The sequence below is a fragment of the Paenibacillus sp. FSL F4-0087 genome (genome assembly GCF_038020215.1).
In the GTDB taxonomy this organism is placed as follows: domain Bacteria; phylum Bacillota; class Bacilli; order Paenibacillales; family Paenibacillaceae; genus Paenibacillus; species Paenibacillus taichungensis.
On sequence record NZ_JBBODJ010000001.1, the window covers coordinates 3052969 to 3067995 of the forward strand.

Sequence of the window (15027 nt, forward strand, 5' to 3'; positions counted from 1 at the left end):
GGATTTGAAGCAGGACAACTGCGGCAAGCATGGGCAGCTGTTTTCCGATCTGGAAAACAAGGAATTGCCTCAACATATATCAACATATTGAATAGGAGATGGAATTGAAATGACAGAGAAATTATTTTCCCCTTATCAATTCAAGGGACTTCAACTAAATAACCGTGTCGTTATGGCACCGATGTGCCAATATTCCGTTACTGCTAAAGACGGCATTCCGAACGATTGGCATCAGGTACACTATGTAAGCCGTGCGGTTGGGGGTACAGGGTTGATCGTGATCGAGATGACGGATGTTGATCCGGACGGACGTATTACTGACAATGATCTGGGCATCTGGTCAGATGAACACATTCCTGCCTTTACCAAGCTGGTGGATGGCATTCACGCTTATGGCTCCAAGGTGGCGATTCAGATCGCGCATGCTGGACGTAAAGCAGAGGATGCGGCTCGACCTGTAGCTCCATCAGTGGTTACCTTCCCTGGAGAGAGCTTTAATACACCACACGCTTTAACTACAGAGGAAACACAAGCCATGGTACAGAAATTTGCGGACGGTGTACGCCGTGCAGTAGCTGCGGGGGTCGATGCGATTGAGCTGCATGGTGCACACGGTTATCTCATTCATCAATTCCATTCTCCACTGATGAACCATCGCGAGGATGAGTATGGACAGGATCTTTCCCGTTTTGGTGTCGAGATTATTCGCGCAGTGAAAAAAGAAATGCCGGAAGATATGCCGCTGATTATGCGGATTTCGGCAGTGGAATACGCTGATGGCGGGTATGACATTGATCATACCATTGAGATTTCCCGTGCCTATCAGGCAGCAGGCGTGGATATGTTCCACATTAGCTCTGGCGGTGAAGGACCTTCCGGACAACGTAAACCGGGTAACTACCCTGGTTACCAAGTGCCGTTTGCTCGTCGTTTCCGTGAAGAACTGAACGTTCCTGTCATTGCGGTAGGCATGCTTGAAGATTCAGCTCTGGCTCAAGCGGTTATCGGCAACGGTGATGCAGATCTGGTCGCGGTTGGCAGAGGTATGCTGCGTGATCCTTACTGGGCGACTCATGCAGCTCTGGAACTGGGTGTTAGCAAAGATAAAGCGGCTATCGCACAGCCATATTCCCGCGGGTACTGATCTTAATTAGAACATTTTTAATTAGAACATTTATATAAATTCAATTAAAAAGGGATGTCCCATAAGTCATGAACATGACGGAGGACATCCCTTTTTAGCATCATTACAATTTAATGAACCGAGCAACTGTTATTAGCTGCAAATTTTACAGGTTTACGTATTAACGAATCGTATGCACGTTACTTCCTCGATCTTGGATCTTACCCGGTGTGGTCGATTCGTTAGCGCTTTGACCTGAAAGTGAATCCACTTCCGAGGGTAGTCCTCGTGTCGCTTCAAACACAAATTTCTGATCAGAACGCGAAGGTTCCTGGTCGGGATCGAAGTCTGCATATACAACAACGTCGACGAAACCGATCTGTTCCAGAATCATGCGCAGCTCCTCCACACCGTACCAACGTAATGCAAGCTGTTGCAGTTCTGTGGCTATGAGGGTGCCATGGCGCCACTTTTCATAGCGAATTAAACTTACTTTGTACTGCTGAAGCATATTGACTTCGATGTCTTTGCTCTCCATTGTAATCGTATCGCCATCCGGTAATTGAACAGTCGAGGTACCTGAGTAGTGTGAAGTCGTATTCGTTACATCGGGTAGAAAGAGGTCCAGCACAAGTCGGCCTCCAGGTTCCAGATGTTGATACAGATTACGCAGGGCCTTTATGGAAGCCTGTCTATCTTGAATAAGCAGCAGGGAGCCTGCGGCGATGATAATGACTTCATACCGATAAGGAAGATCAAGTGTCTCCAGATCAGCAGCGAACAATTCAGGCAGGGGCAATCCTCGCTCGGTACAAAGAGCCCGGCATGAATCGAGCATATCCGTTGAATAATCAAGACCGTCTACGTTCAAACCAGCCTCAAGTAATGGAATCAGCATTCGACCTGAACCAGACATTGCTTCCAGGAAGCGTCCATTGCAGTTCATCAGATAATCACGGTAAAATTCAATATCGCCTCCGAGGGATTGGCCAACGGGTTTGGTGGCATTATAAACCTCGGTACATAACGGACCATAATAACTAAAAGACATGTAACGTTTCCTCCACAACATAATTAGAATAGAATGTGGAAGGGACTAGCTACGAAATGTTTATCCCTTCCGGCAACGGTTGGAATTGAATTTTTCAGAGCAGACTATCATAAGAAATCACGCACCTTTTATGTAATATGTTCCAATTATAGATTTGTTTTCAATGCCGGTCAACAGAGTACCTGTTGTTAGCAGAATATATTTGACACATATCATCTAATCTTGAACAATGAGTTATATCCATTTAGAAGGAGAGATATCATGGAATCTTCAAGTGCATTGCCAGATATTCGGGAACAACTGTTACTTCACGCACCTGTGGAGAAAGTGTGGGCGATTGTATCGACGTCGAAGGGCTTGGAATCATGGTTTATGCCAAGCAATCTGGAGCCGGTGGAAGGGCATGAATTTATATTGGAAGCAGGACCCTTTGGTAAATCACCGTGCAAAGTCACGGAAGTTCAGCCGCTACATAAGCTGTCATTCCAATGGGGTAAGGACTGGACGCTTACGTTTGAACTAACGGAGCAAGGACAAGACACTGACTTTGCATTGATTCACAGTGGCTGGGACGCGGACAAACTGACTGAATTTGGACAGGCTCATGCCATGGTTCGTGAACGGATGGAGCAGGGCTGGGCTGGAATCGTGCAGAAACTGGCCCAGGTCGTTGGACAAGCGTAAGGAAACGAGAGAAGTAAAAAAGATAGTCAACAAATTCAAAAAGTCACGGGTCTTACTCCGGTCTTCATTCCGGTAGCTGAGCCTGTGGCTTTTTTGGCGTTAAAATATCATGTAAGAACTATTTCCGTCAGCAACAGAAACGTGTAACATGGAGTTATAGGTATAAAACGACAAAATTAGACGTCTCTCGCCATGGAGGCGGAAGGATTACATAGATGAGAAAACACTGGATTATGCTCACCATTAGCTTTATATGTATTGTTGCCTTTCCTCTGGGATCCATTATTCAAACGTTAATTATTGAGCGCGGCAACCCTCATGCAAGGGAGGGGGTTATGGACCTGACCAGCTGGAACTTCGACAGGCATGGGGCTGCGTCCCTGAATGGTACTTGGGATTTCTATCCGGGTCAGTTGTTGAAGCCCGTTGATTTTGAGGCGGACGTATCCGGACGCAAGCCGCTTTCCAAACCTCTACCTATCCATGTCCCCTCCCGGTGGAATGGGACTCTTGGAGAGGCGCACGGGTATGGGACCTATCATTTACGTGTTCGAATTCCCCCTAGAGCAGAGAAGAACGATTACGGAATCCGCACTCAAAATATCCGTATGGCCCATCGTTTATTTATAGATGGCAAAGAGATTGGCGGAAAAGGGCTACCAGGTACAACGAGAAATACCGATGTTCAGCTCAATTTGCCTTTTACAGGATTTACTTCCATAGAAGGCGACGTTGCAGATATTATCATTCAGGTATCCAATTACAGCTACTCGTCTGGAGGCATTATCGCATCCATTTTGTTTGGAGACGAGCACAGTATCCTGAAGAGCCAACAGCAGGATTGGCTTAAGGATCTGATGACACTATTCGGATTTATTTTGCCAGCGGCCTTCTTCCTGATGTTATTCCGGCTGCGGCGCAGTGAGAAAGAGCTTCGGTATCTAGGGTTATTCAGCCTGTCCGGTGCAATGTACGCATTAACTCATGGAGAGAAGTTGCTGGGAACCCTGTTACCATTCTTACCGAATAATGATATTCTGCGGCTGCAATTACTCAGCGCGGCTCTTGCGTATTATTACTTGCTACGTTACATGGATGCACTTGTTCCTGGAGCGGTACATCAATGGTTTGTTCGCTTGGGTGTGGTTCTGGTAATAGTCCAATGCGTGGTAGGCCTTACATTGTCTCCTGTTCTATTCTCATTGTTGGAGCTGCCTATGCTGCTGATTTCACTGGTGGTGATTGGTTACACGCTGCGAGCTATGCTCCATTGGCTGAAAAAGCAACCGAACGACGGTCATTTTGTCCTAATGAGCATGATGAGTATATTTATGGTGGTTGTGCTGCACACCGTTGGTGCTTTCACCACCGTGGATACGACATTTCTTGCGCTGTACGAGCTTCTGTTATTCGTCTTTGCACAGATGATTCTAACAGCGACCCGATTCGCACAATCATTCCGTGAAGTTGAAGCGTTGTCTGAACGTTTGCTTGCCATTGATATTCTCAAGGATGAGTTTATGGCCAATACGTCACATGAACTGAGAACTCCCCTACATGGCATTATTAATATTGCTCAATCGATGCTGGAAGGGGCGGCAGGAGCGGTTACACCCAAGCAGGCTAAAAATCTGTCCATGATCACCTCAACTGGAAAGCGGCTTTCACTGCTGGTAAACGATATTTTGGATTTTTCCAAGCTCAAAAATGGTGAAATTGAATTAAAACGGAATGCTGTGGACCTTGAATCAGTTGCCCGAACGGTGGTTGAAGTCTCTGGTTTTACCTTTGAAGATAAACCGATTGTGCTGATTCAACAATGGCCTCCAGCGTTGCCGTTGGTTGAAGCGGACGAGGATCGCCTAAGGCAGATTCTGTACAACCTGCTGGGCAATGCGTATAAGTACACGAAGCAAGGTGAGATTCGGATCTATGCCCGTGTGGATGGAGCTATGGTGACGGTATCTATCGCCGATACAGGTGTTGGTATTACCCCAGATAAACTGGAAGACATATTTCAGTCTTACGAACAGGGCAACGGAACAAGTGAGAGGGTTAACGGAGGAACTGGTCTTGGACTGAGTATCACTCGCAAACTTGTCGAGCTTGGGGGAGGGATCATCTGGGTAGAATCGGAGCCAGGTGAAGGTTCGACCTTTCATTTTACCCTGCCTGTTGTGCAGTTTCCTTTGCTGCAAGTGAATTCGAAGCCTGTTGCGGCTCAATATGTATCTACCCAAGAAAGAAGAGCGCAGGATACGGCAGCAGCAGTGGATTGGGATGAGACGGATGATAGTCTGGAAGCAGAGCATACCATTCTGATTGTGGACGATGATCCTGTGAATCGACAGGTATTGTTCAATCTTCTATCAACGGAACGTTACCGTGTCATTGCAGCGGATAGCGGGGTAGCAGCACTTAAGCTTCGTGAAGAACACCCCTCCATTGATCTTGTCATTACAGACTGGATGATGCCACAAATGTCCGGGCTTGAGCTGTGTCGCAAGCTGCGTGAGAACAGCTCCTTGTCCGAGCTGCCTATTCTTATGCTGACAGCTCGCGGGCTGCCTGAAGATATCAAAATGGGGTTCCAGGCAGGAGCAAATGATTTTCTGAGCAAACCTGTGGATGCAGGTGAACTGCGTGCAAGAGTGCGGACGTTAATTGAGATGCGTACCTCGGTACAGGAAGCTATTCGTACGGAAATGGCCTTTTTGCAAGCTCAGATCAAACCGCACTTTTTATATAACGCGCTCAACGTCATTATTGCAACATGCGCCGTCAATCCGGATAAAGCGACCGATTTGCTTATTGAACTGAGTCATTACTTGCGGGGAAGTTTCGATTTCCAGAACCGCGACCAACTGGTTCCGCTAGCGAAGGAACTGGAGTTAGTGGAGTCCTACGTACATCTGGAACAAGCTAGGTTCGAGGAACGTTTGGTGGTCCATTATGATATCGACCCAGATGTGCGTCTTTACCTGCCACCACTCAGTATTCAACCACTTGTGGAGAATGCGATTCGTCACGGGGTGATGGAGCGTGCTGCAGGCGGTACGGTTAACCTTGGTATTACCAGGGAAGATGAGCACATCGTCATTGTGGTACAGGATGATGGAGTAGGCATACCTCCTGAGCGTTTGGCTCAAGTAAGTTCAGGGCGAACTGAAGGTCCTGGAGGTGTAGGGCTACAGAATATTAATCGACGCCTGTTGTCTATATATGGTCAAGGGCTGGAGATTCAGAGTCATTCGGGGAAAGGAACGCTAATACGGTTTCGCATACCTGTGGAGAAGAGAAATGGTTCCAAATAATGGGCCGAGCTGGGCGGATTTGGTTAACAGACTATTAAGCGGGTGCCAAGATAACCGGTATTCCCATTGAATAATTCACGGCAGGAGGCTGGAATAGCGATGAAAGCCATTGTAATCGATGATGAGAAACCGGCGCAGCTTCATCTGGAGCGCCTGTTACGATCGGATGGGCGGATTACACCCGTGCAGTGTTTTTCAACAGCCCGTGCCGGTCTGGATTTTCTGGCAAAAGAGCGTGTGGACGTAGTGTTTCTGGACATTGGCATGCCGGAAATGAATGGACTGGAAGCGGCTGAATATATACAGCAATTGGACAGCAGTATTCGCATTATATTTATAACGGCTTACGCGGATCATGCGGTTGAAGCCTTCGAACTTCAGGCGTTGGATTATGTGCTGAAGCCGGTAAGTTCAGTGAGGCTTGGCAAAACGATCGATCGCATTGCCGCAGGGATGATAGCCTCATCCCCTCAGGTTGCTGCAACTGCTGAGGTTCAGGAATCTGAGGCTGTGGAGTTGGATACCCGTGTGCCTGGATTGCTTACTTTTAAACATCTGGATATCTACAGAAGTCTGGATCAGGAAGCACAGAAGCATAAGTGGCGTACAGCCAAATCGCAAGAACTGTTTGCTTTTATGTTTCACCATAGAGGGGATTGGGTAAGCAAAGAGATTCTGCTCGATAAGCTGTGGGCGGATGTTTCGCAAGAGAAAGGGCTTACGCATCTGCATACTTCCGTTTATCAGATACGCAAACTGCTGAAGGAATGGAACATGACGGGCAAACTGGAGTACAACATGAACCGCTATCGTTTGTTATCGGGTAATCTGGTGAGTGATGTAGAGCAATTTGAGCAAGGTATGGCCTATGATACCGTTACGTCAGACAATGTCGATCAACTGCGGGATATCGTCCCGCTCTACCGCGGTGATTATCTGGAGGAGCATGATTATCGCTGGGCTCAAGCCAAAGCTAGAGAACTGAAAAGTAAATATGTAGGACTGGTTATGGATATCGCCGAATGGGACACGAAGCATGGACGGAGCAAGGAAGCGATGGAGCAGTTGAACGAACTACAGGAACGGGAGCCGTATGCCGAAGAGATCTGCCGATTAATGATGAGAGTATGTGCATCCATGGGTGATCAACAAGCCATACTCAGAATATATCATTCATTTACGCTGACCCTGCTTGAAGAACTGGGACATCAACCGGAGCAGGAGACAATCAGGCTGTATGAAGATTTAACGGCAAAGTAGGCAGAAGTTCAGCAGGAGGATGAAGCATGAAGTTATTCATACATCGCAAAGATTTGCGTACAGATGATCTAGTCGCATTTGATTATTTGCGGAACCAGGAGGCAGAGAGTCTGCATGTGCTCATCTATGATCCATTTCTGCTGCGGCAAGGTCGCGAAGAGGAACATAGTGGAGTGAACTTTCTACAGCATGCTGCTGAGCTTGGTAAGCGGTACCGCGAGTCAGGCCGCAAGCTGCACGTTCTTTATGGCAAACCAGCTGAGGTGATTGAACATATCCTCGATCGGATGCAAAGTCGTATAGATGAAGTTGTAGTTCATCGGGATATGACGCCATATGCAATCGAGCGTGATCGTGGAATACGTAAGGTAACGGAGGCACGAGAAGTCACGTTTACGCAGCTGACGGATCATTTGCTGATGGACCTGAAGGGGTTCGCTGATTATACGGGTAAGTCCGAGCCTTACAAAGTATTTGCTGCCTTCCACCGACGCTGGGTGGAATTCATGAATGAGCATCCTAATCCAGCTTCAACCACTACGGTTGCGGATGTGCAGGTCAGTGATCAGCAGATAGAATGGCCGGAGACCTTCCAGGTGCCACCTCAATTGTTGTCATATGATGTATCGGATTTGGAGGAACCTCATCAATTGTTGGATGGATTTTTATCTGACAGAATTGCCGATTACGGAGACCATCGGGATGAATATGAAGCTTATGAATCGAGTCGGCTCAGTTCTTATGTAGCTGTGGGGGCTGTTTCCATCCGCAAGATGTACGATGCTGCAAAACGCACGGAGCATTCGGATGAATGGATCAGACAATTGTGCTTCCGCGACTTCTATCTGTATCGGGCCGTATATGAGAGTCATTATTTTACATATGAAAAAGTTTATGATCTGTCGGCGCTCAGTGAGGTCCACTTCGAACAGTGGTGTAAGGCCGAAACGGGCATTCCGATTATCGATGCAGCCATGACGGAACTGAATGAGACTGGACATATGCCGAATCGGCTTCGTATTCTGACCGCGATGTTCCTTACCAAAAATCTGCGATGCCCGTTCACGCTGGGTGAAGCGTATTTCAGACGCAAGCTTCGTGACTATGACAATATTCAAAACCGGGGCAACTGGCTGTGGTGTGCATCACTTGGCGAGAATGCAGCTCCATACTTTCGGGTGAACAATCCGGTGACACAGTCAGAGAAGTATGATCCCCAAGGGGATTACATCCGCAAATGGCTGCCTGACTTGAAGGATTTGCATAGCAAAGAGATTCATCAGCCTCGGCAGGGTGCAATTGTGGATCTGAAAGTCTCAAGACAATCGGCTATTGAGGTCTATAAACAAATTCTGGCCAGTCGTCAGCATTGAAGTTTACCATTTTCATCCCAGTGAACCAACAATATTTTGGACAGATACGAAACATGCTTAAAGGCCGCGTCATAGCGGTCTTTTTTACATATATAGACATGAAAAAACTGTGAAACATGTTGAAAATTTAGGAACTTTTAAGAATTTGGACTACCCATATTAAGCTTTATGCTTTTTAATAGATAGTGTGCTTATCGTATTAAGTCATCTTAGACATATCAACGAAACATATTAAGGAGAAACGCTAATTATGAGTGAAACCATCAAAAGAGAGCGAATCCCAGAGCTGAATCTCGTACGGGCAATGGCTATCATCGGTGTGCTGTGTGTGCATTCCACTTCATACGCGACGGTGGACATGACAGGTTCAGGGTATTACTGGCTGTACAATTTTATTAATATTTTTATGAAATATGGTACACCAACGTTTATTTTCATGAGCAGTTTTGTACTGTTCTATAATTATTATTCTCGTCCGCTCGATAAGAAGCTGGTCAGCAACTTTTACAAAAAAAGATTTGTTTACATTTTACTGCCCTATTTCCTATTTTCATTAATGTATTTTGTAATCCTGCACTTCACCCACTATCAGGGCCGTCCGTTCGGTGAATCAGCAGTAAGTTTCATAACGAAACTGTTCACGGGCAAGGCGTATACGCATCTGTACTTTGTATTTATCAACATGCAATTTTATCTGTTATTCCCGTTGGTATTGTGGCTGCTTAAGAAATATCCCTCAGTCGTCAAATGGTCGGTACCGATTGGGTTGCTCATTCAGTGGGCATTTATCGTAAGTAATAAATATGGCTTCCAGGTGCCGAACAAGGGAAGTTGGGCATTTTCGTACTTTTCCTACTTCATGCTGGGTGCTTTTATCGGAGTATATTTTCCGAAGATTAAACAATGGTTTGTCATTAGTCGGGAAAATGCAACCAAGGCTCGTGTAGTTTCATGGATTGTGCTGTGGGCGGTATGGATTTTTGCCGGACTCGGCCATGTATATATTTATTATCTGTTGCGCCTGAAGATTGCGACGTATAACACGCTGTGGTACGAGTTTTTCTGGAATCTGCATACGTTCGCCTGTGCGCTGGTGCTCATTCAGATTGCGTACCTGCTTTATCGTAAAGGACCATCGCTGATCGTTAAGCCACTCAATCGGCTTGGGGCATTGTCCTTTGGTATTTATCTGATACATCCATTCTTCCTCTTGGTCTATCGGAATTATCCACCACAAACCGGGGTTTCCTGGCTGATTCACCTCTGGTACGCGGGAGGATTTGGTGTGGCGTTGATCGCATCTTGGATTGTGGTTGGACTCACTGCAAGATTCGTTCCATTTGCATGGGTGATTTTCGGCAATTTGCCAAAACCAAAGCCTCGTCTGGTACCGCAACAAAACTCGGGACAACTCGACGTTCGTTAAAATATTTATGCCAATACAGGAATAATAAACCGTTTCTTGGTCGACCATTAGGGTTGAGCAGGAAACGGTTTTTTGATTGCGGATTTAATTCATATATGGGGAACGGATGTTTCTTTTTTGCACGCGAAGGGTAATGAGAAGGCGGAACACATTTTATCATTTGATAAGCAGATAACTTTAAGAACAGGATTAAGGTGAGAACAATGACAACATGTGAACAATGCGGGAAACCGATGCAAGATATATTGGAATACGTGGAACACATCCTTCACGAATGCGTGGGGCAGACCCAGGAGTACAAGACAAAAGACTATGGGACATCTGGCTATGAGTGTGTTGGCGAGCAGATGTGATACAATAGAAAGAAACCGGATTCATACGGAACCGAGGTGACAACATGGAGATGGGCTCGGCCCCTTTCCGGCAGGAAATGACGGAACATGAAGCGCAACTGACCAAGACATGTATGTACTGCGGGCAAAAGCGTCCTTTGTCCGAATTCCGACGAAGAACCGGAAAGCGGGCTGGCCCTGGAGCCAGACGTGGCGCTTGTCGCTACTGTCGTCAGCTCGGTGGACAAGCGGATAACAATAACAACTCACTCCGGCCTGAGGATGAGTCGGTAAAGAGTCATAAAGGTGCTGGGACTGCCCGACCTTCTGCACCTGCAAGTCATACAGCAGAACGGAGCGTCGATCCAGCAATTGGTACGCCTTCTGTTGCTGCTGCTTCAGAAGGACACGGCGAGTCACAGCCGCCGGTGGGGTCATCTTCTTCGATGGAAGGTGAAACGGCTGAATTCGTTGCTTCTTCAACTGTCTCTTCGTCTTCGGGCAACCGCAAGAAGAGGAGAAGGAGGAGAAAAGCAAAGCGTCCAGAGCTTCAGTCTGGTATAGAGCAAACGGAATCGCTCTCCCGAACTGACAAGGAGAACGAGACTGTAGATCAGCCTCAGACGGGGGCTGATCTGCAAGACAGGGATTCGCAGGTGCATACAGCGAATGCTGATCCATCTGCGAAGCGTGCCCGCGCGCGTCTAGCCGCTGGCACGGATCAGGCCGCCGAGCAGGAGATTGCGGCGGCCAAGGCTCTGCTGCCAGCTAAGCCGCAAGGCCCGGCAGCAGAGCCAGGGGCTGCGGATCAGCCGACCGCAGCCAAGCGCAAACGCAAGCGGCGCCGCAAACGTGCTGCCGCGCTGCCGTCCGGCGCAGGACAGGCCCGCAGCATAGCTGAGGCCAGTGCGCCGAACCTGAGCGACCGTGGCGATGCCTCGGTCGCCGGCCCCCCCGCAGCGGCCGCACAGCCTGCCGCTGCTGCAAAGCCCGTGCCCGGCCAAGCACCGGGCACGGACATGGAGGCTGCGCCTCCTGCACCCGGGCGCCAGCCAGGCTCGCCCGGGTCGAAGCCGCGCTCGGCACGCAAGGAGCGTGCGCCCAAGGCGGGCGGCGAAGACACAGCCCGCGCCGGATCATCCGGGCAGCGGGCGCCAGTACATTCCAGCCGCAGTCATGGGGCTGGAACGGAAAGTCGTACCCGCCGTCATGCACCGGCGGTGCCTGTAGCGATTGATCCGGAAGATCCGGCATCGCTTCGGACGAACCGGCAGGGCATGGTGCGCATGCGTGGCAAGACGGACAAAGGGCGGCGCTGGCATCAGGAAGTGGATATGGAGCTGGCGGTCACGCTGGTCAAGGAAAAAGCCGCTGTTGTAGTTAATCGGTACACGATCCGCCGATTGTTTAGCAACAAGGATTTCAAACGGTTTATTTTGACCCGTGATAACTATACCTGTTACTTCTGTGGATCGTATGGAGATACGATTGACCATCTGCTGCCGCGAGCCAAAGGTGGGCATACGACCCCACTTAACTGTGTCTGCGCCTGCAATCTGTGCAATCAGTCCAAAGCAGCGATGGATGCCGAGGAATTCATGCGTTCCGGTATTCCCGAGTGGAATGCTGCGCATCAGGAAGAGCTGAATGAATTGGCAATGCAGGAAGCTCAGCTAGAATAAACGGTTTATGCGAAATACAAATACTGCCCCAAGCTTGTTGACCAATGGTTTCAAGTGGGTATCCGATATATAGAGCACACCAAGACTGTACAGGTCCGGGTGTGCTTTTTTGTTTTTCAGCGTCGCTGGTGAAATTTCTTCAAATTGACAACGGTACAGCGCTCATATGTACGTTATACTGGGGAGAAGTGAGTCGTGAAACTTCACATCGGTTTACCAGATGTATTTTATAATGGGCACCACATCTTTAGAAAATTTGAACTGAATAGATTGGAGGGAAGCAGATGAACCCGGCATCTTTGGACATCATGTCCTATATTACGGAAGAGAATATTCGTTTTTGGCTGGAGAAGTTCCGCTCCCTGGGCCCTTTACCTGCAATTTTGCTTACCTTTATGAAATCATTCGTGCCCCCGCTGCCTACACTGCTCATTGTTGGGGTTAACGGAGCAGTGTATGGGCTATGGGCAGGGTTTTTATATTCATGGATCGGGATGGTCCTGGGATGTACCGTTACGTTCCTGATTGTACGAGAAATTGGGAAATCGGCTTTTGTGGAACGTTGGGCCAACAAACCCCGTGTGCAGCGCAGTATGGTATGGATTCGGCGGAATGCGTTCAGCTATGTGTTTTTGTTGAGTATATTTCCAGTGGGTCCGTTCGTGATTATCAATGTTGCGGCAGGTATCGCACGGATGAGATTAATGTCCTTCCTGCTCGCGGTGAGTTTTGGCAAAGCCATTATGATTTTCTGTGTGACGTATATCGGTTCCAATGTAGCTCAGTTTATGGAACACCCTGTGCGCTGGGGCGGCGTGTTGCTGTTTATCGCAGTATCCCTGTGGGCAAGTCGGAAGTTGGAGCGGCACTTCACCCGTTCGTCATCCAATCGTGAGGAAATGAATGAACGGAGTCACTCCTCTGGAAAGTCTATTTCTTCGTAAACTTACGATGATACAAATACGTACTCGATTTTGAATGGTTAAGTGTGGAGATGACCATCTGTTCAGACTGTTTAGAGGGGGATAAACATGATTGACAATGTCTTTGATTTTGATCAGGAGCTGTACCGTATGGATGAGGAAGAGCTGCGTTCGTTATTGCGTACGCTCTATCTCAGCGCAGATATGGCAGTCAGTGATCAGTCAGCGGAAGAACATTCTGTTCATTTTGCAACAAAAATTCAGTCGATATTTAATACATTGGACGAGAATCGGAACCGGGAGAAAGCGGAGCAACAGGCACTAAAGGCACAAAAACCACGTGAAATTCATATAGCAATTGGAGAATCGCCGCTAGGCAGCATTAAGGTTGCGATGGGCAAAGTTCCAGGGCGCTCGGAGCGGCGGTTTTTCTCTATGAATGACTACTATGCGATCGGTCCATTGGGCGATTTGACGAACAAGGCGGATTTACACCGCAGGCACCTCTGGCTACTTGAGAAATTCTATTGGAATGAGCATGGAAGATATGCCGTCCAAGGCATGGATGAGCTGATTCAATTAAACAACATGTTGAGTTCAATTGATGAAGATACGCGAATCATCATCTGGTATGCGAATAATGCTCATGAGAGAACGGGGCTTTTATATGCCATGCATTTGCTTCGTAAAAGGCTGGGGCCTATTTATTTGATCGATACCGGTGCATTATATCGGGAATTATTCAAACCTTCTGAAGTTCAGTATGATGTTCCTAGAACAGGTGAAATTTTTTCCGAGAAGTTGTTAGCGATGTGGCAACACCGTGTGAATGCTGAACCGTTGTCTGTGGAGGAACGAAAACACATGGAGCAAGAGTGGGGGAATCTGGCTGTACAGCCTGGACTTCTGCGATTAATGAAGGATGGGCAGATTCAGAGCGTGCCCGAAGACGCGATTGATGAGTACATTATGCAGAAGGCTAGGGAGGTTACGTTAACCAGACAGCCTGGCGAGTTTATAAAATCAGCCCGCGTCGTAGGTGAGGTGCTGGGCCATCTCGAACAAGCTGTCGGAGACGCATTCATTGAATACCGTGTTCGACAGTTGATCTTACAAGGACAGCTTGAGATGGAAGGGAAGCCGCATGCCATGCGATTATACAGTGTGAGGCTCCCTCAGTGACCGAAATATGGACTGTTCCCGGTAGTTTTTTTATCCCGGAGCAGTCCATTATTCTTTCATGTCTTATTCTGTTTCCATAACTCCAATAGTGGCCCCTCTTGCCCATAGACCGGATCGGTATCCGGGGTGGGAACCTCCTGAATTTCACGCAGAACTTTGGGACGCTCTCCCGGTTCACCCGTTCGGGTATTATAACTCATGCCACCTGGATAGGCCCCTGCAATGCGGAAATCCAGGCTCGCACTCCGCCGCTTATGTCCGGTTCCCGCAGGTAATACGACGACATCTCCTGCCTGAAGGCGCACAACCTTTCCATGTTCTCCACCAAGGATGAGCTCAACCCAACCACTCACCACTGCAAGTGCTTCGTGAGCATTGCTGTGATAATGATGATAATCAAACACGCCGTTAATCCAGCTGTTTCCCCATCCGTTTTGGTTCAGCAACGACTCTGCACGAGAGGAATCTGTTGCCCAAATCCCCTTATACAGAAGTACAGGCAGACTTGGATGATTGGGGATCACACCATCGTCCTGGAACAACATTGTCTGTACATTGTTCATGTCCTCTTTCATCGTAAATATCACCTCTCTATGGCATTACCCGTTTATTTCTGGAGAAGAACAAAAAACAATTGTAAAATGATACAAAATGTATCACTATAAGGTTATAATCAG

Annotated in this window: 11 protein-coding genes; 9 read left to right on the forward strand and 2 right to left on the reverse strand. The window is 47.9% G+C overall.

From position 1 onward, the window contains the following. Positions 1 to 109 precede the first annotated feature (109 nt). Entirely contained in the window at positions 110 to 1144 is a 1035-nt protein-coding gene (locus MHB84_RS14285) for an NADH:flavin oxidoreductase/NADH oxidase (protein ID WP_076287351.1), read from the forward strand. 160 nt (positions 1145 to 1304) lie between these two features. On the opposite strand, the gene MHB84_RS14290 is transcribed toward MHB84_RS14285, so the two are convergent. Then, a complete protein-coding gene (locus MHB84_RS14290) occupies positions 1305 to 2174 on the reverse strand; it encodes a methyltransferase domain-containing protein (protein ID WP_083678727.1) in 870 nt (289 codons plus the stop codon). Positions 2175 to 2435: 261 nt separating this feature from the next. On the opposite strand from MHB84_RS14290, the gene MHB84_RS14295 reads away from it, so the two are divergent. The 8 genes from MHB84_RS14295 to MHB84_RS14330 all read left to right on the forward strand — a co-directional run bounded on the left by MHB84_RS14295 (position 2436) and on the right by MHB84_RS14330 (position 14350). Further along, a complete protein-coding gene (locus MHB84_RS14295) occupies positions 2436 to 2858 on the forward strand; it encodes an SRPBCC family protein (RefSeq protein ID WP_076287352.1) in 423 nt (140 codons plus the stop codon). 215 nt (positions 2859 to 3073) lie between these two features. Further along, the gene (locus MHB84_RS14300; protein ID WP_076287353.1) at positions 3074 to 6172 is read left to right on the forward strand and encodes a hybrid sensor histidine kinase/response regulator; all 3099 of its coding nucleotides are present in this window, start codon (positions 3074 to 3076) and stop codon (positions 6170 to 6172) included. Positions 6173 to 6271: 99 nt separating this feature from the next. After that, a complete protein-coding gene (locus MHB84_RS14305; protein WP_076287354.1) occupies positions 6272 to 7432 on the forward strand; it encodes a response regulator in 1161 nt (386 codons plus the stop codon). A gap of 26 nt (positions 7433 to 7458) precedes the next feature. Beyond that, on the forward strand, positions 7459 to 8805 hold the full coding sequence (locus MHB84_RS14310) for a cryptochrome/photolyase family protein (RefSeq protein ID WP_076287355.1): 1347 nt from the start codon (positions 7459 to 7461) through the stop codon (positions 8803 to 8805). Between the two features lie 250 nt (positions 8806 to 9055). Further along, on the forward strand, positions 9056 to 10231 hold the full coding sequence (locus MHB84_RS14315) for an acyltransferase (protein WP_064641670.1): 1176 nt from the start codon (positions 9056 to 9058) through the stop codon (positions 10229 to 10231). A 430-nt stretch (positions 10232 to 10661) separates the two neighbouring features. Further along, on the forward strand, positions 10662 to 12245 hold the full coding sequence (locus MHB84_RS31405; RefSeq protein WP_445322108.1) for an HNH endonuclease: 1584 nt from the start codon (positions 10662 to 10664) through the stop codon (positions 12243 to 12245). Between the two features lie 284 nt (positions 12246 to 12529). Further along, entirely contained in the window at positions 12530 to 13189 is a 660-nt protein-coding gene (locus MHB84_RS14325) for a TVP38/TMEM64 family protein (RefSeq protein WP_064641671.1), read from the forward strand. 87 nt (positions 13190 to 13276) lie between these two features. Beyond that, positions 13277 to 14350, forward strand: coding sequence for a DUF1835 domain-containing protein (locus MHB84_RS14330; protein ID WP_076287356.1), 1074 nt, complete (start codon positions 13277 to 13279; stop codon positions 14348 to 14350). A 56-nt stretch (positions 14351 to 14406) separates the two neighbouring features. Here MHB84_RS14330 and MHB84_RS14335 read toward each other — a convergent pair whose 3' ends face one another. Beyond that, entirely contained in the window at positions 14407 to 14925 is a 519-nt protein-coding gene (locus MHB84_RS14335) for a cupin domain-containing protein (RefSeq protein WP_076287357.1), read from the reverse strand. Positions 14926 to 15027: the final 102 nt, after the last annotated feature.